The organism is Paenibacillus sp. KN14-4R, assembly GCF_052180255.1.
In the GTDB taxonomy this organism is placed as follows: domain Bacteria; phylum Bacillota; class Bacilli; order Paenibacillales; family NBRC-103111; genus Paenibacillus_AM.
Genome location: NZ_CP197466.1, coordinates 2765983 through 2786997, shown reverse-complemented (window position 1 = coordinate 2786997; position 21015 = coordinate 2765983). Strand labels below are relative to the sequence as shown.

The following is a 21015-nucleotide window of genomic DNA, read 5'->3' as shown; positions in this document are numbered from 1 at the left end:
GTCAGTATGCATGGACGGGGATGAGGTGTTCGAATGAATTCGAATCGATCAGAGTTGGAGCAAGGGTTCCTAGCCGGACTCATGGAGGGGACAGTAGCTGTACCTTATGCACTGCTTAAGGTATACAGTCGTATGAAGCTTTCGGAAGCTGAAGCGATGCTGCTCATTCATTTGATTGGCTTCATTCAAGTCGAACGTAATGATTTTCCTACCCATGAGGAAATAGGAGCAAGGATGTCTTTACGAAGTGAAGCAGTGGCAGTGCTATTGCAAAAGCTTCATAAGGAAGGTTATCTCGGTATTGATGAAGGTGTTGAAGCTGAAAGCGGTATGCGGTACGAACTTTTCAATTTACGTCCTTTGTACTTGGCTATGGCCAAAGAGCTTGCTCAGGATGGGGTAGAAGAACGTAAACCGAATCCGATTACAGCCTCTTCTGCTAATCACAATCATGCGCGTATGGTTCCAGCTGAACCGAATGCGGGTGAGTCGCGTACACGAGATATTTATACGATCTTTGAGCAGGAATTTGGTCGTCCTCTAACTCCGATGGAGCTTCAGACGATTTCAGGTTGGCTGGATCAAGATCGGTATAAAGAAGAATTGATTTTATCTGCATTAAAAGAAGCGGTATTCACCGGAAAGCTTTACTTTCGCTATATCGATCGGATCTTGCTAGAGTGGCAGCGTAACCGGGTCGTTACCGTGGATCAAGCAAAAGAATATGCCCAGCGATTTCGCGGGTCGAGATAAAGCAAATGACGTCTGGTTTCAGCCAGATGTCATTTTTTTATTGGACTACTTCAAGTAAACTTTGAAGATCATGGCAAATTTCGTTCTTTTTAGAGGTTCAGGCGTAAAGTCCATTGTCTCCATGTGATCTTCATCCGTTGCTTGCATGCCCCAGATGGCTGTTTCTTCATCATCTCTGATTTCGATACTTTTGTTTAATTGAATGTTTCCTTTTCCTGCTAATTTGAATTTTGTATCGAAAGCAAATTCAGCAGAAGATAGGGATGTACCCTCGGTAAGGGTATTTTTGAAGGCAAACCTTATATTTCCTGTTTCCGGATTTTTTATCTCTCGTATCAAAAGGACACAATCGCCATCGAATTGATACTCATGTTCATTGATCTTTTTTAATAGAACGCCTCCCATTAGAGGGTTAGTCTTGGTGAGCACGCCATTTTCCCATATTTCACCTTTAATCGTGATTTCTTTTTTCGAGCCTTTGTATTTCATTTTGACAGCCCCATATGTACCATCTACGAATGCAGCATACTTGTTTGCTTCCCCTGTGAATAATTGCTCAGGCTCGATGTAGAGTGTGTTTGGCTTTATTGATGTTGATTGAACGAAGAGATTAGCTGTGATTGCGAGAATAGCAACTAGAAGCAGGGTGGTGAAAATCGGTAATGTTTTTGTATTGCGCATTTGTGATAAATCCTCCCACATCAAAAGATGATCCATATTCTTACAATAACACAAAAAAGCACTTCCTTTTCAAAAAAATGAAAGGAAGTGCTTTGCAATCTTACGAGGAGGATGTAATTATTTTTTCAACATATGCCAGTGATAGATGTATTCAAACATGAATTCGAATGCTTCCAAATGTCTCTTCGCTTCGAATGCGTTCGCACCCCATGCATAAATGCCATGCTTACGCAGGACGATACCAGGAATACGAGGGACAATTGCGCCTTCAACAAGTTCAGCAATACGTGGAATCTCCGCATAGTTAGGGAGAACAGGAATCTGAATCGCAGCATCCTCTTCCCATATGTTAAGAGCTTTGATTAACTCAAGGCCTTGGACAGGGATGAAGCCTTCTTCTCCATATAATTCGGATACTAGATTGTTAAACATCGTGTGCACATGAAAAATAGCGCCTGCTCCCGTTGCACGGTAAATTTCGCAGTGGATTAGTGTCTCAGCCGAAGGCTTAAGTGCAGTTGCCTCAGTTGCAGCACCTTTTTCATTGACGATTAAGTAATCTTCCGGTGTGTTGGCTGCTTTATCTTTACCGCTTGCTGTTACAGCAAAACGGAACTCTTCAGGTTGAAATTCACCGACACGTACGGATAGATTACCACTTGTACCTGGAAACCAACCGCGGCTAGCAAATAATGTTTTGACTTCACGAAGTTCGTGGAAAGCTTGTTGTTTTTGTTCAAGAGTAGGTTCTAACATCGGATTGATTACGCCTCCAGTTGCTCAATAATTTGATGGAAGTTCTCAAAAGGAATATAGTTCAATTGCAATTCTTCACATAGATGAATGAGATGAGAGCGGGCAAATACGGTATCTACGAGCTTAGCCCCTGCAAAATCTGTGATCGAATCGCCAATGAGAATACGATGGTAATCCGAAGCATTATAAGAGCGAATAATCGCTGTTTTGCACATGCCGCAATCGTTGTCACAATGCTCATCACAAGCATGTGGCCACAAGATTTCAATCGTTTCCCCTGCAAAAGAGGACGCGTTGCAATAAATATTGGCATGCGGAATATCGAATTGTGAGAGTATAGGATAAATGAAAAAGTCGATACCGCCACTTGTAATAAGAAGGGGAATTTGCTTCTCATTGCAGTAGGTTATAAATTCCTTGAATCCGTCACGGATAACAGCATTCTCAATGGCAAATCGGAAAATTTCCTCTTGATTGGCCGTAGGCAGCAGACTGAACATTTCGCCTACGCCCTGACGGATTGAGATCTTCTTATCCAATACATTTTGAATGATTTCTGTAACACCCGGTGGATTAAAATGTTTCATAATTGCAATGATGTTATCGTTCTCGGTAATCGTACCGTCAAAATCACAAAATATAATGGGTTGTTTCTTGTTAGATGTTGAATGTACCGTCATGTTATTCTCTTACTCCCCATAGGTCGATAGCAGCTTGAAGTTCTTTGTGATCTTTAGCTGCTTCTTGTAATGTGCGGTTTTGCAGTGTAGCGTCGATCGCTTGGCGGAATGCTTGCCCGCCAGCTGCTGTACCCATGGGGTGACCATGAATGCCCCCACCTGCATTAACGATCACATCATGACCGAAGTCGCGCAGGATGAGCGGCACAAGCCCCGGAGAGATGCCAGCAGATGGTACTGGGAAAGCAGAAGCAAGTGATAGTGAGCTTGCTGTATTCACGTAATCGCCAGTTTGCGATTGCGCAAAGCCTTCGAACACGTAATCACTTGGCGTGTTCGTAAGTAATGCGTGCTGGATCGCCATATTATCTTCCCGTGGCATAACCACGGAACCATATGGCGACGGGAACAGCACGATGTCCGCTCCGGCAAGGCGCATTAGCTTGCCGAGCAGTACGGACGCGCCGATGCCGTAGTGCGGCGCGGGATACATCGCACCCGCCATGGACGGGTGCGCCATGATCGGCACCGACACCTCGGGGTCGGTGGCAAGCTCGTGCAAGGCGTCGTAACCGTACGCCAGCACATTGAATAGCAGCGCGTTCGCACCCGCGGTGATCGCCTTCTTCGCCTGCTGCGCAAGGCGAGAAGTAGGGCCGGTCAGATTCGCTGCATAGAGCAGCTTCTGACCGGTAACTTCGCTTGCTTGGCGCGCAGCTTCGAGACAAATCTCAACCCGCTTCTCCAGTGGTGTCAGCGGGTTCTCGAACAAGATCTCGTCGTCCTTGATCAGGTCGACTCCGCCCAGCGCTTGCAAATAAAATTGCTCGCGCAGCGTACTTAAGTCGTGTCCAATGACCGATTTGAAAATGCTCATAAGCAGTGGGCGATCATGAACGCCTAGTAAATGACGTACCCCTTGCATTCCGAACTTGGGTCCTGGGAAGGCCGAGAGGAAGGAAGGAGAGAATTTCAGATCGATCAGCTTGATTTTTCCGTCCATGGACAGTTTACCGAATACCGTAACGAGCAGTGCAGGAATGTCACGGGAGAAGTTCACATCGGGATAAGCAATTGTAATATCTGCGTAACGCTCACTTGCGTCTGCTTCATGTACATCAATAGAGACCACTTTACCTAAATGTTTTTCCATCTCGGCTTTGCGAGCCTGTGGAAGGTCCGTCCAACTTCCAACTGTAAGTCCTACAGCGATACCTTCCGCCTTTTTGGCGAAGTCCGCTTTTGGATCATAGCACCGATAGGTGGCAACGCAGTAAGTATTCATCGTTCATCCCTGCCTTATATTAGATTGAATGGGTGGTGCGTAAACATTGGGCAGCAATTTGGTCGCCCATCTCTTGTGAGCGTTCAGCCGCACGCAATACAGCACGTACCATGCCTTCAGAGAAATGATGAGCATCCAGTACCTCAATAGCAGCTTGTGTTGCGCCACCTGGTGAAGTCACTTTTCGCCGCAAATCTTCAGGTGCTTCGCCAGTTTCCTTCACCATGTGAGCTGCACCCAGCACGGTCTGGATCGTAAGCGCCTGTGCCTCTTCAATGGATAGACCGCCTTCGACACCGGCTTTGATGAGAGACTCCATTAAATAGTATACATAAGCGGGGCCGCATCCGGATACCCCTGTGACCATATCCAGCTTGGATTCGTCGACTATGGACACAGTGCCGACCGCCTGGAATAATTCAACAGCTAACAGCTGCTGTTCTTCATTGACGTGTGGGGAGGAACTGATGGCAGTCGCTCCTAAGCCAATATTGGATGATGTATTGGGCATAGTGCGCACAATAGGCATTGCATGGGTATGCAGCATTGCTTCAATTGTCTCGATGCTAAGCCCGGCCACAACAGAAATAAGTAATTGAGTGGGGCGAAGCAAGTCTTTGATTTTGGCAAAAGAGCTTGCGGCGTCCTTCGGCTTCATCGCAATAAGCACAACATCTGCTTCACGCACGAGGGTATCCTTATCGGTTTCATTCGCAGGTACCTGCACGTCGTACAGCTCATGCAGCTCATGCAAACGGTCATAATTCTGGTGATTGGTGACAGCAATTCGTTCAGGTGATGTAATGGCTTTGCTGATCAATCCGCGGATGATTGCCTGAGCCATTGAACCAGCGCCAACGATCGTGATGTTCTTGTCTTGTAGGTGAGTTGTCGTAGTCATGTGATTGTCCCCTTTATCCTCGAATTTGTCCATCCCCGTATATGCGATATTTAGACGAAGTAAGTGCAGGCAGTCCCATCGGTCCGCGTGCGTGGAGCTTTTGGGTCGAGATGCCGATTTCGGCTCCGAATCCAAATTCAAATCCATCCGTAAATCGGGTGGAGGCGTTATGGTAGACTGCTGCTGCATCGACTTCCTGTAAGAATCGAGCGGCATGAGCCGCATCTTCCGTTAGGATGCATTCTGAATGCATCGTGCCGTGAGCCTGAATATGTGCCATTGCCTCGTCAAGCCCGCTGACAACCCGTACGTTGAGTGTGTAATCGCCATACTCCGTGTCCCAATCCGCATCGCCGGCTTCTTTTATCGTAGGTACTAGCTGTCTGGCTTTTGCACAGCCGCGCAGCTCGACGCCTGCTTCAGTGAATGCCTTGGCAATCGCAGCTAAATGCTCAGCAGCATAGGCTTCGTGTACAAGCATGGTTTCCATTGCGTTGCATACGGAAGGACGCTGTACCTTGGCGTTTAACACAATAGGCAAGGCTAATTCCGACTTAGCCGATTGGTCTATAAAAGTATGACAAATTCCCGCGCCAGTTTCAATAACTGGAACCGTTGCATTTTTAACAACATTTTGAATAAGTGAATGACCGCCACGTGGGATTAATACATCGATAAGGCCATTTAGCTTAAGCATTTCATCAACAGAGGAGCGATTCGGGTCCGTAATGAGTTGAAGAGCTTCTTCAGGAATATCTGATCCACGAAGCGCTTCATGCAGCAGTGCGACAATTTGTTCATTGGAACTGATGGCAGACGAGCCACCACGGAGTACAACAGCATTGCCGGTTTTGAGGCACAGGCCAGCTGCATCTACTGTTACATTGGGTCTTGCTTCATAGATCATGCCGATGACACCAAGCGGTACGCGCACTTTCTCGATGCGAAGTCCATTCGGACGCGTAAATTGCTCCAGGGTATCGCCAATTGGATCGGGTAGTTCAACAATTTGTTGGAGTCCTTCCGCCATTGCAACGATACGTGCTTCGTTCAGCGCCAGGCGATCCAGCAGCGAAGTGCTTAGACCATTGTGACGACCTCGTTCTAGATCTTCTTGGTTTGCTGCAATAATAGAGGCTTGATTGGCAAGCAGGATGTCAGCCATTCGTAATAAGGCATCATTTTTTTGTGCGGTAGTGAGCAGTCCTAGACGCGGTGCAGCTGATTTGGCAAGCTTTGCTTTCTCCACTACTTCTGTCATGTGTAGCACTTCCTCTCGTGTGTTTAAGATTTATAAGATTGTAACGTGACCCATTCATCACGGTGAATAACTTCAATTCGGGAGACCTCGATCCGTTTGGCAACTTCTTCAGATGACAGTCCAGCAACAGCTTGCAGCTGCCATGGAGCATAGTTGACAATCCCGCGTCCAATACATTCGCCATGTAAGCTGCGTACTTCAACGACATCTCCTGGATGAAAATCACCCTCTACTTGCGTAACGCCAGCAGGCAGTAAGCTTTTACCGCGAGTAAGCAGCGCCTTTTCCGCGCCGGCATCCACTGTAATCATGCCCGAGGCGACAGAGTGGAAGCCGAGCCATTGCTTTTTCATCGATAAATTGTGTTTTCCAGCATCAAAGTATGTGCCTTTGCCTTGACCCTCACATGCAAGCATAAGATCGCCCTGCTCATAGCTTCGACCTACGAATACAGAGACACCTCCGCGCATTGCAATACGTGCGGCTTCAATCTTCGAGCGCATGCCACCTGTTCCAACCGATGAACCTGCGCCTCCTGCAATTCGATACAAGTCTTCCGTAATTTCATCCACATGATCAATGCGTTTCGCAAACAGATTGTTCCGTGGATTATCGGTATATAGACCATCGATATCTGTCAAAATAATAAGCTTTTGCGCTTTAACAAGATTGGCAACGAGTGCAGACAAGGTATCGTTATCGCCAAATTTAAGCTCATTCACTGAAATCGTATCATTCTCGTTAATGATTGGAATAACACCCCGATGTAAGAGTTCATCAATCGTCATTGAGGCGTTATGCACACACTTACGGTTCGTAAAGTCGGAGCGGGTTAGTAAAATTTGCGCAGCACCAATTCCGTGCTTGGCAAGTGCTTCTTGATAAGCCTGCATGAGGAGCGCTTGACCCACAGAGGCGGAAGCTTGCTTCTCATGGAGCAGCTTCGGGCGAGTTTTGTAACCTAAGGATGTAAATCCTGCAGCGACTGCCCCGGAAGTTACCAATAAGACTTGTAACCCTTGAGCACGTAAGGTTGCTAATTCTGAAGCGAAATATTGGATCTGCTCGATATTCAGACCTTCATTTTCTAAAGTGAGGGAGGAAGACCCGATTTTGATTACGATGCGTCCATGGTCAGTATGCATATGATCCACTTCCTTTTTTGCGATTTATCTATTTATATAACAAAAAAGACCCCCGTCCTCGTAAGGACGAAAGTCTGAGCTTCCGCGGTACCACCTTCATTGATGCTTGCGCATCCATCTTTCATATCCCTGATAACAGTAGGGGCTGTTCAGCTCATCACTGACCGTTCTGGGGCAGGTTCAGAGTGGCTTACGGCAGGCTCTTTCAGACAGTGGAGCTTGCTCTCTGCAACGCAGCTTGATCCTCTTACTATTCCCATCATCACGTTAATATTCTTACTAGAATATCACAGGTTTCAGATCGTTGTAAAGTCGAATGACTTAGATATTTGTTTGCTTTTTTAGGCAAAAAGACCTAACCGTCCAATCCGATGAACAGCTTCCGTTAAACGTTCTTCGGAGGCGAGCAGCGCAAGTCGGACGTATCCTTCACCGTGCGCGCCGAAGCCGATTCCGGGTGCGACAACCACGTTGGCTTTTTCCAGTAATAAATCAGCGAACTCCGTGGATGTATACGGCTTTGGTACTGGCAGCCAAGTGAAGAAGGAACCTTTGGAAGGCTCTGCTTTCCAGCCAATCGAATCAAGTGCAGTGAATAGAGCTTGACGACGGCTTTCATAGACACTTACTAATTCTTCTACGCAATCTTGGGAACCCGTTAGTGCAGTGGCTGCTGCCTCTTGAATGCCGCCGAACAAGGAGCAATAGTAGTGATCCTGCATCAGGTTGATGAGTTGGATGATCTCGCGATTGCCGAGTGCAAATCCAACGCGCCATCCTGCCATGTTGTAGGTTTTGGACATGGTATAGAATTCAATACCGACTTCTTTTGATCCGGGTACTTGTAAGAAGCTGATGGGCTTCTCACCATCAAAACCGATGGCACCATAAGCAAAGTCACTTGCTACAACGACTTGATTCTTTTTCGCAAATTCTACTGTTTCTTCATAAAAAGACATCGGAGCTGTTGCGCCGGTTGGATTATTCGGATAATTGATGAACATCAGCTTCGCTTGCTCTAAATCTGCTTGTGGAATGGCAGAATAGTCGGGAAGGAAAGCATTGTTAGCCGTGAGTGGCATCGGGCTCATCTGTGCCCCTGAAAGTGCAACGCCTGACCAATAGTCTGGATAGCCGGGATCGGGAACAAGACACACATCACCAGGGTTAAGTAAGCATTGTGCAAGTTCGACAAGCCCTGTTTTTCCACCGAATAGAACGGCAACTTCAGTCTCTGGATCTAAGGTTACACCATAGTCTTCGAGGTAACGCTTTGCAACGGCTTCTTTCAGGAAGGCATAGCCTGAGAATGGCGGGTATTTATGATAAAGCGGATTATTAGCTGCTTGCTGCAAGGAAGTGACGATGTGCGCTGGTGTTGGACGGTCTGGATTGCCCTGTCCTAAATTAATGACATCATGTCCTGCTGCAATTTGCACATTCGCTTTCTTGACCAGTGTTGCAAAAAATTGTGTAGGTAATCCCTGCATCCGATTTGCAGGAGTAATATTAAATTCCATGTTCTTCACACTCCGAGATATGACTTATTCCTATAAACGGTAATGTACCAAAATTAAAAAAACTTGTATAGCAACATCTTTTCAACAGAGCATTTATCAGGTATATTATGGATATAAGGTTTCATTTAATGATACTTAGTTTCATTTAATGAAACAAGAAGGGGTGTAGGACGATGTTAAGCAATCATAACGGTAATGAAATGACGAATTTTTTTCATGAATCGAATCAGCAAATGAGTTATGCGTCACGAACAGCAGATACAGGATGGATCGAGTGGGTGAAAGCGCATGTCCGAATAAAAGGGGCACGTGTGCTGGATTTAGGTTGTGGAGGCGGTATCTATACAAAAGCTCTTGCTGACTTGGGCGCTCGTGAACTCGTGGGGATGGATTTCTCAGCGGTCATGTTGGAAGGTGCACGTGTCAATGGATCTGCCTATCCGCAAATTCATTGGCAGCAAGGAGATGCGCTTCAGACGGGGCTTGAGAGTGAGAGCTTTGATCTGGTGATGGAACGTGCTGTGATTCACCACATTGAGGATTTAGAGGCGTGTTTTAAGGAAGCGTGGAGGCTATTAGTTCCGGGAGGGACAATATTGATTCAGGATCGGACCCCGGAAGATTGTCTGTTACCGGGGAGCAGGGAGCACCTGCGTGGTTATTTCTTTGAACGTTATCCACGTTTAATGGAGAAGGAGCAGGGACGAAGACCCTCATCCGCTAAGGTAATGGATGCGCTTGAAGCAGCAGGATTTCATACGATTCAAGCTTTTCCATTATGGGAAATCAGACGTGTATATACGGCAGTTGCTGAGCTGCGCGCAGACTTGATGGCACGTACAGGTAGATCGCTACTGCATGCTTTAACGGATGAGGAATTGTGTGATTTAACAGAGTGGATTGTGGAAAAGTTGGCACTAACTGATCCATTGGAGAAATCTATAACAGAGCAGGATCGTTGGACGATGTGGATGGCAATGAAGTAGAAGGATAAATCTTAGGGTGATGTGAATAGAGAGGTGGGAATGAAGTTGGAAATTACGGTGAAACCAATTGCATATGTGCATAACACACGAGAGGTAATCGAAGATGATAATTGGGGTTCGATTACCTCGGAAATTGTACTTGTTGAGGATTTGAATGAGGCTTCTCTGCAAGGGATCGAAGCATTTTCTCATTTGGAGGTTATCTTTTATTTTGACCAGGTTTCAGATGACAAGATTCAATACGAAGCAAGGCATCCTCGCAATAATAAGGATTTCCCAAAGGTGGGGATATTCGCGCAACGGGGCAAAAACAGACCGAACAAATTAGGCCTAACCACTGTCGAGCTCTTGAAACAGGATGGCAAAAAATTAACCGTCAAACATCTAGACGCCATTAATGGAACGCCGATCTTAGATATTAAACCCGTGATGAAGGAGTTTCTTCCTAAGAAAGAAGTAACACAAGCCAGTTGGTCTACGATACTAATGAAAGACTACTGGGAATGAGTGAATCGGCCCCCATTATCTTACAATATGTGATACGATACTATTTATTGGAAAATAGTACTGCGTGTAAGGGAGAATCTTGATCATGAATGTGAAGCTTGAGGAATGGATTATAGAAGCAGATATCAGGAATATGCAGATCGCGTTAGAAAGGGGTGAGATTAGCTCGGAAGAGCTTGTCCAGATGTATGTGGAGCGAATTCAGAAGTATGATGGGAAGCTGCGCTCCATTCTGGAGATTAATCCAGAAGCCATTGAAATTGCGAAGGCACTAGATGAAGAGCGTCGAGAGAAAGGGAGTCGGGGACCCCTACACGGTATTCCGATTCTCCTTAAAGATAATATCGATACATGTGATCGGATGCGCACGAGTGCAGGATCGGTTGCTTTGGCTGCATCGCGTGCTGCAGCAGATTCGCATGTAGCCGCTAAGCTGCGCGCTGCGGGGGCTATTTTACTCGGGAAGACGAATATGACGGAATGGGCAGGTTTCATGTCTAATACAATCTGGGCAGGGTATAGTTCCAAGGGTGGGCTTACCTTAAATCCGTATGGTCCAGGCGAATTTTTTGTTGGAGGTTCAAGCTCAGGTTCTGCCGCTGCGGTCGCTGCGAATTTGGGGGCGGCTTCCATCGGCACCGAGACATCGGGCTCGATTATTTGTCCTGCTAGCCAAAACTTTATTGTGGGAATTAAGCCGACAGTAGGTTTAATTAGCCGGGCAGGCATAATACCGCTTGCTCATAGTCAAGATACGGCTGGACCGATGGCTAGAAGCGTTGCGGATGCCGCGATTCTACTTGGTGCATTGACTGGTGTAGATGAGCGTGATTCTTACACGTTAGCAAGTGAGGGGCAATCTTATCAGGATTACACGCCTTTCTTAGATCAGGATTTTCTGAAGCAAGCTCGAATCGGGATTCCTCGATATTATTATCGGAATTTGGATGCGGAACGTCTGGCAATTATGGAGTCAGCGATTGCAACACTTCGAGCTGAAGGGGCGACAATTTTGGATTCGGTTACGTTACCGTGTGAACAAGTGGAATGGCGTTGGGAAGTCATGCGTCATGAGTTCAAGAAAGATCTTAATGATTATCTTGCCAAGCTAGATGAGTCCATTCCTGTTCATTCTTTGCAGGAAGTGATTGCTTATAATAATGCTCACGCCGATGTTGCACTTAAATATGGACAGAGTACGCTGATACGGGCAGAAGAAACGAGTGGAACGTTGACTGAACAGATTTACCTCGATGCTCAGGCACAGAACTTCGAGTTTGCTCGTAAGCAAGGCATTGATCATGTCTTGAAGGAGCATCAATTGGATGCCTTGCTGCTGCCTGGTGATATAAATGGCTGTGATCTTGCAGCGAGGGCGGGTTATCCACTTATAACTGTGCCCGCTGGCTATTCCGAGCAAGGTGTTACGACTTCAGAAGGTTGGATTACAAAAGGGCCATTCGGCGTCGTATTCGCAGGGACAGCGTTTAGTGAACCGACCTTGATTCGAATTGCTTATGGCTTTGAACAAGCCACACATCACCGCTATTCACCGCCATTATAAATGATAATAAAAAGTACAAATCGGATGCCCTCTATAATAATGGGCATCCGATTTGTATTTCTATGAGATGAAGCTATTTATACCGTTAGGGCACCATGTTCAATGTCTGAAGTTTCAATCTGGATCGTCGCATGATCGATTTGGAACTTCTCTTTAATCATGTGGATGGCCTCCTGTAAGATCAGTTGTTGGTGCTCAGGATCCGCAATACGAATGTGACAGCTTAATGCATCCAATCCAGAAGTAATGGTCCAAATGTGTAAGTCGTGTACATCTTGTGTTCCTTTGATACGGAGCAACTCTTGTTTAACAGTACTTGGATGAATGGAGGAAGGTGTACCTTCCATTAGAATGTGGAACGTGTGGGTGATGATTCCCCAAGCGCTTTTTAGAATCAACAAGGCAACAACGACACTAATAATCGGATCAGCTACAAACCAACCGAAGAAGAACATGAGAAGCCCCGCAATGATCGCTCCAACTGAGCCAAGAGCATCCCCGATGACGTGGAGGTATGCACTACGCATATTCACATTGTTGTGTACGTCTCCTTTACGCATTAAGGACCAAGCAGAGAGTAAATTCGCAATTAAGCCAATGACCGCGATTAGTATCATCGAGCCGCTTTGTACAGTGGGTGGTTCCCAGAAACGGTTATAGGCTTCCCATATAATAAATCCGGCGATAACGAACAAGGTTACCCCATTAAAAAGTGCAGCTAATATTTCAAATCGATGGTAGCCGTATGTTTTTTTAGAAGAAACAGCTCGTGCGGCTACTCCAAAGGCGATAAAGCTTAAGAATAAGGAAGCGGCATCACTTAACATGTGTCCACTATCGGAGAGAAGGGCAAGGCTGTTAGTGAGAAGCCCTCCGAAAAATTCAAGCAGCATAACCCCGAAGGTGATACATAACGCAATAATAAGTCCTTTTTTATTTCCTTGGCGAAGCAAATCTGCCCCGTGGTTGTGGTGATGGTGTCCATGCTCGTGGTCATGCGAATGACTGTGGTCGTGATGGTTGTGATTGTGCTTCTGTTTATCTGCCATGTGAAAAGCCTCCTAGTCTGAAATGATAAATGTTTATTTTGATTAAAATGATTGAATGTTCATGACAAGGATGTCAGTTAAATCTAAGTATTATTATATGAACATCTGCTCATATATTCATTATCGGGGTGGTTCTTTGATTTGTCAACAGTAGAATGCCTTGGTTTTCATTTTGACTATTCCGAAATAAGGATTGAACTTCTGAAACCATTCCACTATGATAAGCTTAAAAAATGGTTGTTATTTACATGGGGGAGTGTCTGTTATGTCGAATACAACGAATCAATTAACCGTTACTTTATTGCAGATGGATGTGCGTATCGGGGAGCCCGATGTTAATTTTACTGCACTTTCGAAGCTTTTAGAGGAAGCTATTGCAGCACCTGTCAAACCGGATGTCATCGTCATTCCTGAGATGTGGAATACAGGCTATGCGCTGGATCGTGTCCATGAATTGGCTGATCGGAACGGTGAAGAGACCAAAGCGTTATTGTCTCATTTTGCGCGCGAGCATCAAGTTCATATTATAGGTGGTTCTGTTGCCGATAAACGTGGAGAGGATGTTTATAACACGATTTATGTCTTTGACCGTGAAGGCCAAGTGACTTCGGACTATTCCAAGACTCATTTGTTCCGTCTCATGGATGAGCATGAGTACTTGGCTTCTGGAGATCGAGTGGGTTCATTCACTTTGGATGGCGTGCCAGCTGGAATGATGATTTGCTACGATATTCGTTTCCCAGAGCTGTCCCGTAAACTTGCATTAAGTGGTGCCAAAATCTTGTTCGTCCCTGCACAGTGGCCGCACCCGCGTCTGCATCACTGGCGTACACTCTTAATGGCGCGTGCGATCGAGAATCAAATGTACGTCGTTTCTTGTAATCGTGTGGGCACAAGCGGTACGACAGACTTTTTCGGGCATTCGATGGTCATCGATCCTTGGGGTGAAGTGATTGCTGAGGGTGGAGAAGAGCAAGAGTTGATCCAAGCGCAGATTGATCTGGATTTGGTGGAACAGGTGCGCCATAAAATTCCTGTGTTCGGAGATCGCAGACCTCAGTTGTATCAAGATGAGAATTAAGCAGATTGCCGAGAAGCTGGGCATTTCGCCAAGAGCGATCCGATTTTATGAAGAGAGTGGGTTGATTTCGCCGTCGAAGCGGGAGAATCAATACCGCTCTTTTTCGGAAAATGAACTGTGGCGGCTGCAGACGATTATCGCACTGCGGGAAGTAGGTATGTCCATTGATGCGATCAAAAGCGTGCTCGCAGAGGTCGAGCAGGGGGATGAGCACGAGGTGCTCGACTATTTGGAAATGCAGCGGGCGATTTCGTTCTCGCAATGGGTGGAGCTGAAGCATAACATTGATACGACGGATCGCATGATTGCGCTGCTGAAACAAAAGAAAACGCTGGTGCTGGACGATTTTTTTCAAATTGCCGAAGGCTCCAAGAGATTGCGCGAAGCTCGTACGAATTGGCAGGATCACTGGGATTTCGATCAGCAAGCGACTGTTTATGATGAGCAGGTGCGAGGTTTGCAGTCTTCTTTTACCCATCCAGATTATGATCAAGCTTTGGATCGGACATTTACACGTCTTACGCCGAAGGCTGGGGAAATTGGTCTTGAAATAGGGGTTGGAACCGGAAATTTGGCACGGCGGTTTGTGGAGCAAAGCATTCAGATGATCGGGATTGATCAATCGAAGGAAATGCTGAAGCAATGTCGACTTAAGCTTCCAGATATGGAGACGAAAATAGGTAATTTTCTGGCAATACCTTGCTTAGATGGGCAGTTCGATTTTGTCGTGACAAGCTTTGCTTTTCATCATCTGACAGATGAACAGAAGCCGCTCGCACTAGCTGAAATGCGCCGTGTGTTAAAGCCTCATGGTCGAATTTGCATCACGGATCTGATCTTCGAAGATGAGGAAGCCCGCTTACTTGCAATGGAGCATCATAATAAATATTATGCGAATCTGTCGATGTTATTAAGCTGGTTTGATGATCAGGGCTGTCTTACAAAGCACGAACCTATTAACGAATTTGTGCAGATTGTCTATGCGGTGCCGATTCGATAATGAAAATGTCAAAATGAAAAGCATCACCCCTTTCGCTGATGGAAGAGGAGATGCTTTTTTTAGCTTAATAGGTTTTGGCGGTCAGGTTAGTTATTTCCCGCTCCATGTTGATCTTGATTAAATCCATCAAGTGCCCATCTACGGCTTGCGCATATAGCTGCTCCAACTCATCTTGGAGAGATTTTGCCTGCGTGATGTGCTGGATGGATTGTTTCATTGTCGAGGCGTACCTCATCTTAATATCACGCAGTGTATCAGCGTACTTCTCATCTGTGCCCGCTGTGATACAGTGTTCGTACATATCTAGAATTTCATCAGTGTCCCGATCTGGGAAATATTCATGGGGAGCCGTACTGTCAAATAGTGCAACACCGAGTTCACGGAAAATGACCATATCCAGGCTGTTGGGATCAAAGCCGCAGTGATAAATTTCTACATCGTATCCGTGATCGACAGCGGCTGCGGCGAGCTTTTTGAGCATGGTGGATTTTCCAGAACCTGGACGACCCTTAATGAGGTGTCTTTTTAAACCAGTTGTTAAATTCGGAACAAAATCAACGGAGCCTTGCGGTGTAGCGGCACCTAAAAAGCGGTGGTCGACACGGCTTTCCTTCTCTTGTTTGCGATCACCGAAGAGAGACTCGATGTAATCCGTTGTCAGCTCGTTGGCGGCTTGAAAGTTCATGTTCGCAATGTAAGGAGCTTCCCATTCGTCGTGAATCCGAAGCGCCCTGGCAAATCCAGCATAAGCTTGTTCATAGTGCTCAGCAATTTCCTCGTTCAAACGTGTGATTTCAGATTGGTGGGCACTTAATTTAGCTGTATCCAGGCATTCATCCAAATTCACATATTGAATGGCTTCTTTGGGAAGATCGGATATGATCACTCGTGGTGGTGTTCCATCGATAATCCCAACTGCTAGATCAGGAATGATTAATCCATCCAAGCCGTTGTTGTCTGAAGGGCTGTGCATATACCAGATGTTTAGTCCGCTATGAACCAAGTGATCTCCAATGGTCCGAAGAATCGCAGATTTTCCGGAGTGGTAGCTTCCTTTTACAACAATAAGTCGTTGCAATCCCTGTAGGGAGGAATCAAACAAATTGGCAAATCCGTGGGCCGTATTGCCACTTGCATAGTAGTTCGTAATGAAACCCGTCATAACGATCACACCTCTCTAGGCGAATATCACGTGCATACACCATCCTATTACGAAATGGTGGAAAGGGTGCGACCGAATGAAGGGCTAACGCTTAAAATGATAATCCCCCTCCCTCCCGGGAAAGTTAATTCGTGTGTTTACGAAGGAGGGATTTTCAATGAAAAATAAAGTGGTAATTGTTTTTGTGATCATCCTTGCATCATTCATCACATGGCAAACTGCCTATGGTCATGCTGTAATGAAAAAGCCTGATAAAGATTCAGAGGCGCTGCAATTTCAAGATATGCTTATGCTATTTTTGTTACCTCACATGAATGACAAACTGACTGAAGTTTACTCCAAGGTTTTATATGCCTCCCCTGACTTGTATCCTTATTTCGTTGATGTTAAACATGTGGAACGGGTAAATGGATTTAGGGGATTTAGCTTCCGAATAACCCTTGATGCAACCCCTACAGTAGGACCGCACATTCCTGTTGGTGAGGATTTATTTACGTTTGAAATATCTCCCGCAGGTGTTAAACTTGCTAAGTTTAAGCATATAAAGGGACCGAATAAAAGTGACTTCCCACCCAATTATCAGGACTTATTAAAATAAGGTACCACTCATTTGATGGATACGGAAACCTTCAGGCATGAGACCTCGATGGTGCAAGGATGTATAGCGCAGAGGCGTGATCTGTAGGTTGGACAACGATCGGGCTTGATGCACCTGAGAATCGAAGGGTGACGCTGCTGCAATCGATATGACGCAAGATGTCCTTCAGATAAGTACTGTTAAAATAGATGGTGACCCGCTCGCCACTATAAGCTTCGTATGGAACTTCTTCCACGACATGACCGATCGCCGCTGCACGTGAAGATAGCTCAATGCTTTGGTTAGATGTCATATGTAGTCGAATGATGTGATGATCATCTGCTAAAAGAGACACACGCTCTAGTGCGCGCAGTAAGTTGTTCGCATCAAAAGCTAACTCAGTCAGGTATGACTTTGGAGCGACAGCGTCAAGAGAGGGATAAGAACCTTCTAGACGGGCTGTTTGCATGATCAAGTTATTCGTCCGCAGTAAAAGCGTTTGCTTGTTAATGTGGATATCTGTTGTGCCTGCTTCGCCATCTAATATTTTGCAATAATCGGATAAATGTTTACCTGGGATAATGACAGGAGGGATTTTCGCTGCACTGTGTTCGATATTCGTCTCTCGTGAAGCAAGGCGGATACCATCGGTTGCTGTTAACCGGATATGATTATCGCTTAGTTTGCAGGAAATTCCGGTTAGAACTGGTCTGACTTCAGAAGTGGACACAGCAAAGGCAACTTGTTTCATCATCCTTTTCAAATGTTCATTAGGTAACCGAATCGCATGATCGTAGTCAAAATGAGCAAGCTGCGGATATTCCTCATGATCCATGCCGCATAAATGATAGATCGCTTGCCCAGATTGGATGCATACTTTGAAATCATTATCAACTGTAAGTCGAATCATGCCGTCCGGCAAATGGCGGACGATGTCGATCAAATAACGGGCGGGGATGACGATGCTTCCACGTTGATGAACAATCGTGGTTTGTCCGTTAGTTGGGATTGTCGCTTGCAGGATCATGCTGATTTGAGAGGCGGTGAGTGTTATCCCGTTAGCGTCCGCTTCAACCTGAATGCCGGAGAGAATGGGGATGACGGTTTTACTGGGTACGGCAGCAGCAATGCGGCGCAGTGCTTGTAGGAGTAAGGATTGAGACACTTCAATGTGCAAAAAAATTCACCTATCCCTCTGATTTCGTTTCTGATTGTATACTGGCTTCAATCAATCGTCGTAAAAGCTCAGATTGTGAGCAGGCAAGCTGATTACGGCGATTTTCAAGTTCATCCCAGATTTCTGGGGGTAATGTTAACGAGACCTTCTTTGTAACCCCGATTGCTTTTCTTCCCGCACCATCACGCGGACCGCCTCTTGCAAACAGGATCGATAGTTGTCCTTCCTCAGCAGGTACGCCAACTTTAATGGACTTACGAGTCATAGCCATCACATTCCTTCTATTTTCAAAATGTTACTTTGAAATAAGTAACCTTAATCTAATTTACTGATAGACTAACTTTAGCATAGGTAATTCTTGCTGGCAATCACAATCTAAATCTTTATCTCATCTTTACCTTATCTTGATCTGTTCCCTTTAATATAGCCCCTATGAAACGAACAGGTTGAGAGGGGAACGTAGGAATGAAAAGAAATATGATTCTAGCCTTAATAGCTATCGTATTGTTTGTTTTGGCTGCGATTGTACGTGCCATATTCGGAGATCAACTGATTACCAATAAAACCATGAGTGCTGCAAATAGTCCATCAATGAAAACACAAAGTCGCATATTAGAAGGGAAGACAATTGTGATTGATCCGGGTCATGGGGGAAAAGATGTGGGTGCAACGGGCCAGACTGGCATTCATGAGAAAGCTCTTACGCTGCAAACCGCCCTTAATATCCAGAAAGAGCTACAAGAGCGGACGGGGGCAAATGTGATCTTAACTCGGAATCAAGATGAATTCCTGACTTTAACGGAGCGGGTCGATACTGCGAAAGGGCATTCGGCTGATCTGTTCATCAGTATTCACTGTGATGCTTTTACAAGCAAAGAGGCTGGGGGCATGACGACTTATTACTATCATGCAAAAGATCAAGAATTGGCTCATCTTATGCACAATCAGTTATTCAAACCCTATTTGAATACAAGAGATCGAGGAGTGGAATTGGGTGACTTTCAAGTGCTGCGGGAAAGTGAAAGTCCATCTATTTTACTAGAGCTGGGCTATATTTCGAATCCAGAAGATGAACAGCGAATCCAATCTCAAGCTTTCCAAACGCATGCAGCCAAGACGATTACGGATGGGATTATTTCCTTTTTAAAATAGCTTTGTTATGTCTAGGAATACGAGAAGACGAAGTCGAATAAGAAAGATAGGCTAATCAGAGCATGATATTTAGGATGGGGTGATGTTGTACATGGAATGCTTGGGATGTAGAATCGCGAACGGTATTGAACCAAACTTAAACATGATTTATGAGAACGAACTGATAACTTGTGTACTCGATATCGCCCCGTTTAATGAAGGGCATACCCTAATTCTTCCTAAAAAGCATTATTGGGATGTCGAAGAAATGGATTCCGAGACTGCGTACGCTATCATGGATGCCTCGAAAAGACTTTCAGTAGTCTTAAAAGTCTTGTTCAAACCTGATGGTATAAGCATTTGTCAAAATGGCGGGAAATTTAACGACCTTACTCATTACCATATGCACCTTATTCCAAGATACGTAGGTGATGGATTTTCCTGGAGTGAACCATTGCACCCGCATGGTGCTGAAAAACGATTAAGCCAAACGAAGGAAAAGATGCTAAAGGGATTGATGTGAAATGAAGGAATCGATTCATTTTATGTTAGACATTTTATTGGTGAAAATAAGAATGGATAGAGGGTTCAGAGAAGATCTGAACTCTATCCATTGTTTATTGAACTATCGTTTCCCGTTAGAATATCCTTGAAGGAATCCCACCATTAGAGTAGTAATGGACTGCCTTACCCTTTTCTTTAGCATACTGGATCTCTCTCTTTGTACTGTTCCCTATGTAACCATCAACATCAATTACGAATATTTCATCAGAAATATCAATCTTTCTAAAGTGCAAGTTTCCAAGTAATTCAGCTTGTTCTTCTGTTATTTCAAAACCATCGCTTTGCTCAAAGAAGGCAACGCTAATAACGATATTACCTTGAAGTGTAAGAAATGCGTTTGCTTGTTCAAATTGGTCTTTGAATTTTGTAGAACCGCATAAAGTTATAACACTCATGTCTATATCTGTTTAATATTCAATAACCCCAAATCAACTGATGTCTCTATATAACCAACTATCTGATCTAATGTAAATACATTTAATTTTTCATTTATGACTTCCTTATCGTACTCCATATCTCCTAATACATAAGGAATAAATTCTTCGACATCTTTGGACTTAACCTCTTGCAAATCAAAGATTGTTGGAATATAACAAAGCGTTTTTCTCAATTCATCTTTAAAACCATAGTATTCTAATAATTTTCCATTTAGTAATCTGAAATCATTATGATATAAATTCAATACTTCTTTATTAGCTTCCATTCTGTTTCTCAACCAAGGTAAATAAAAACCTTTCAGCCATATATGATCAGCGATTAAATGTGTAAAATATCCTAATATATAATGACATTCTTCGTGCGAACTATATTTATATAAAAATCCTTTGTAATCAATGCTTCTTGAATAATCTCGTACATCACCTATAAAGAAATGTGATGCGTCTTTAGGTGAAACAGCATCTGGAGCAATGCTTCCAAGTAAAAATGGTGTTCTATCCTCTATCGACAGAAACTCTGCAATTCTATTAGCAATAATTACATGCATTATTCTTGAACCCACATCATCGTCCTCCCATTCTTCAATTAACAAAACCATCTTACCATTATTTTCATAACAGCGGTATCGATCGTTTTTTAGACCAAGTAAGATTGACTTCGTACTATTTGCATGCTAACTTTTAGAAAAAGTTACCATAATATGATCGGAGGTTAACGTTTTGATCTGACAATTTTGATACTACGCACGAGGCCCTCCTGATAAATGTTGTATCTTAGAATTAATATTTTGATAAACA

The 21015-nt window shown here is 44.7% G+C and carries 23 protein-coding genes; 9 read left to right on the top strand and 14 right to left on the bottom strand.

The window, feature by feature from the left end; translation table 11 throughout:
- Window positions 1-33: 33 nt before the first annotated feature.
- A complete protein-coding gene (locus ACSBOP_RS13505) occupies window positions 34-753 on the top strand; it encodes a DnaD domain-containing protein (RefSeq protein ID WP_442601053.1) in 720 nt (239 codons plus the stop codon).
- 45 nt (window positions 754-798) lie between these two features.
- Here the strand turns inward: ACSBOP_RS13505 and ACSBOP_RS13500 are convergent, their stop codons facing one another.
- The 8 genes from ACSBOP_RS13500 to ACSBOP_RS13465 form a co-directional block, all read right to left on the bottom strand.
- Window positions 799-1434 (bottom strand): hypothetical protein, encoded by a 636-nt coding sequence (locus ACSBOP_RS13500; RefSeq protein ID WP_442601052.1) that lies wholly within the window; start codon window positions 1432-1434, stop codon window positions 799-801.
- Between the two features lie 117 nt (window positions 1435-1551).
- Complete coding sequence (gene mtnB, locus ACSBOP_RS13495) at window positions 1552-2190, bottom strand: methylthioribulose 1-phosphate dehydratase (RefSeq protein ID WP_442601051.1); 639 nt, start codon at window positions 2188-2190, stop codon at window positions 1552-1554.
- 8 nt (window positions 2191-2198) lie between these two features.
- Window positions 2199-2870: a 2-hydroxy-3-keto-5-methylthiopentenyl-1-phosphate phosphatase gene (locus ACSBOP_RS13490; RefSeq protein ID WP_442601050.1), complete on the bottom strand. Its 672-nt coding sequence runs from the start codon at window positions 2868-2870 to the stop codon at window positions 2199-2201.
- A gap of 1 nt (window position 2871) precedes the next feature.
- The gene (locus ACSBOP_RS13485) at window positions 2872-4155 is read right to left on the bottom strand and encodes a 2,3-diketo-5-methylthiopentyl-1-phosphate enolase (RefSeq protein ID WP_442601049.1); all 1284 of its coding nucleotides are present in this window, start codon (window positions 4153-4155) and stop codon (window positions 2872-2874) included.
- 19 nt (window positions 4156-4174) lie between these two features.
- Window positions 4175-5056 (bottom strand): pyrroline-5-carboxylate reductase, encoded by an 882-nt coding sequence (gene proC / locus ACSBOP_RS13480; protein WP_442601048.1) that lies wholly within the window; start codon window positions 5054-5056, stop codon window positions 4175-4177.
- Window positions 5057-5069: 13 nt separating this feature from the next.
- Window positions 5070-6317 carry a glutamate-5-semialdehyde dehydrogenase gene (locus ACSBOP_RS13475; protein ID WP_442601047.1) on the bottom strand — a complete coding sequence of 416 codons (1248 nt, stop codon included), beginning with the start codon at window positions 6315-6317 and terminating at the stop codon, window positions 5070-5072.
- A gap of 23 nt (window positions 6318-6340) precedes the next feature.
- A complete protein-coding gene (proB, locus tag ACSBOP_RS13470) occupies window positions 6341-7462 on the bottom strand; it encodes a glutamate 5-kinase (protein WP_442601046.1) in 1122 nt (373 codons plus the stop codon).
- Window positions 7463-7803: 341 nt separating this feature from the next.
- Window positions 7804-8982, bottom strand: coding sequence for a pyridoxal phosphate-dependent aminotransferase (locus ACSBOP_RS13465; protein ID WP_442601045.1), 1179 nt, complete (start codon window positions 8980-8982; stop codon window positions 7804-7806).
- Between the two features lie 173 nt (window positions 8983-9155).
- Here ACSBOP_RS13465 and ACSBOP_RS13460 point away from each other — a divergent pair, with 173 nt between their 5' ends.
- The 3 genes from ACSBOP_RS13460 to ACSBOP_RS13450 all read left to right on the top strand — a co-directional run bounded on the left by ACSBOP_RS13460 (window position 9156) and on the right by ACSBOP_RS13450 (window position 12039).
- The gene (locus ACSBOP_RS13460; RefSeq protein ID WP_442601044.1) at window positions 9156-9968 is read left to right on the top strand and encodes a class I SAM-dependent methyltransferase; all 813 of its coding nucleotides are present in this window, start codon (window positions 9156-9158) and stop codon (window positions 9966-9968) included.
- Between the two features lie 39 nt (window positions 9969-10007).
- Window positions 10008-10475: a tRNA (N6-threonylcarbamoyladenosine(37)-N6)-methyltransferase TrmO gene (gene tsaA / locus ACSBOP_RS13455; RefSeq protein WP_442601043.1), complete on the top strand. Its 468-nt coding sequence runs from the start codon at window positions 10008-10010 to the stop codon at window positions 10473-10475.
- Between the two features lie 85 nt (window positions 10476-10560).
- Window positions 10561-12039 carry an amidase family protein gene (locus ACSBOP_RS13450; RefSeq protein ID WP_442601042.1) on the top strand — a complete coding sequence of 493 codons (1479 nt, stop codon included), beginning with the start codon at window positions 10561-10563 and terminating at the stop codon, window positions 12037-12039.
- 77 nt (window positions 12040-12116) lie between these two features.
- Here ACSBOP_RS13450 and ACSBOP_RS13445 read toward each other — a convergent pair whose 3' ends face one another.
- Window positions 12117-13088, bottom strand: a complete 972-nt coding sequence (locus ACSBOP_RS13445) for a cation diffusion facilitator family transporter (RefSeq protein WP_442601041.1) — start codon at window positions 13086-13088, stop codon at window positions 12117-12119.
- A 265-nt stretch (window positions 13089-13353) separates the two neighbouring features.
- Here ACSBOP_RS13445 and ACSBOP_RS13440 point away from each other — a divergent pair, with 265 nt between their 5' ends.
- Window positions 13354-14169, top strand: coding sequence for a carbon-nitrogen family hydrolase (locus tag ACSBOP_RS13440; RefSeq protein WP_442601040.1), 816 nt, complete (start codon window positions 13354-13356; stop codon window positions 14167-14169).
- Window positions 14159-15169 carry a MerR family transcriptional regulator gene (locus ACSBOP_RS13435; protein ID WP_442601039.1) on the top strand — a complete coding sequence of 337 codons (1011 nt, stop codon included), beginning with the start codon at window positions 14159-14161 and terminating at the stop codon, window positions 15167-15169. Before ACSBOP_RS13440 ends, ACSBOP_RS13435 begins: the two co-directional genes overlap by 11 nt.
- A 64-nt stretch (window positions 15170-15233) precedes the next feature.
- On the opposite strand, the gene ACSBOP_RS13430 is transcribed toward ACSBOP_RS13435, so the two are convergent.
- A complete protein-coding gene (locus ACSBOP_RS13430) occupies window positions 15234-16331 on the bottom strand; it encodes a PRK06851 family protein (protein ID WP_442601038.1) in 1098 nt (365 codons plus the stop codon).
- A gap of 157 nt (window positions 16332-16488) precedes the next feature.
- On the opposite strand from ACSBOP_RS13430, the gene ACSBOP_RS13425 reads away from it, so the two are divergent.
- Complete coding sequence (locus ACSBOP_RS13425) at window positions 16489-16929, top strand: DUF3888 domain-containing protein (protein ID WP_442601037.1); 441 nt, start codon at window positions 16489-16491, stop codon at window positions 16927-16929.
- Between the two features lie 31 nt (window positions 16930-16960).
- Here the strand turns inward: ACSBOP_RS13425 and dnaN are convergent, their stop codons facing one another.
- Together dnaN and ACSBOP_RS13415 are read right to left on the bottom strand one after the other, a co-directional pair.
- Window positions 16961-18085 carry a DNA polymerase III subunit beta gene (dnaN, locus tag ACSBOP_RS13420; protein ID WP_442601036.1) on the bottom strand — a complete coding sequence of 375 codons (1125 nt, stop codon included), beginning with the start codon at window positions 18083-18085 and terminating at the stop codon, window positions 16961-16963.
- Between the two features lie 10 nt (window positions 18086-18095).
- A complete protein-coding gene (locus ACSBOP_RS13415; RefSeq protein WP_442601035.1) occupies window positions 18096-18356 on the bottom strand; it encodes a hypothetical protein in 261 nt (86 codons plus the stop codon).
- 194 nt (window positions 18357-18550) lie between these two features.
- On the opposite strand from ACSBOP_RS13415, the gene ACSBOP_RS13410 reads away from it, so the two are divergent.
- Together ACSBOP_RS13410 and ACSBOP_RS13405 are read left to right on the top strand one after the other, a co-directional pair.
- The gene (locus ACSBOP_RS13410; protein ID WP_442601034.1) at window positions 18551-19237 is read left to right on the top strand and encodes an N-acetylmuramoyl-L-alanine amidase family protein; all 687 of its coding nucleotides are present in this window, start codon (window positions 18551-18553) and stop codon (window positions 19235-19237) included.
- 91 nt (window positions 19238-19328) lie between these two features.
- Window positions 19329-19739 (top strand): HIT family protein, encoded by a 411-nt coding sequence (locus ACSBOP_RS13405; RefSeq protein ID WP_442601033.1) that lies wholly within the window; start codon window positions 19329-19331, stop codon window positions 19737-19739.
- Between the two features lie 115 nt (window positions 19740-19854).
- Here ACSBOP_RS13405 and ACSBOP_RS13400 read toward each other — a convergent pair whose 3' ends face one another.
- The gene (locus ACSBOP_RS13400) at window positions 19855-20175 is read right to left on the bottom strand and encodes a hypothetical protein (RefSeq protein WP_442601032.1); all 321 of its coding nucleotides are present in this window, start codon (window positions 20173-20175) and stop codon (window positions 19855-19857) included.
- Window positions 20176-20177: 2 nt separating this feature from the next.
- Entirely contained in the window at window positions 20178-20780 is a 603-nt protein-coding gene (locus tag ACSBOP_RS13395) for a zinc dependent phospholipase C family protein (protein WP_442601031.1), read from the bottom strand.
- Between the last annotated feature and the right edge of the window lie 235 nt (window positions 20781-21015).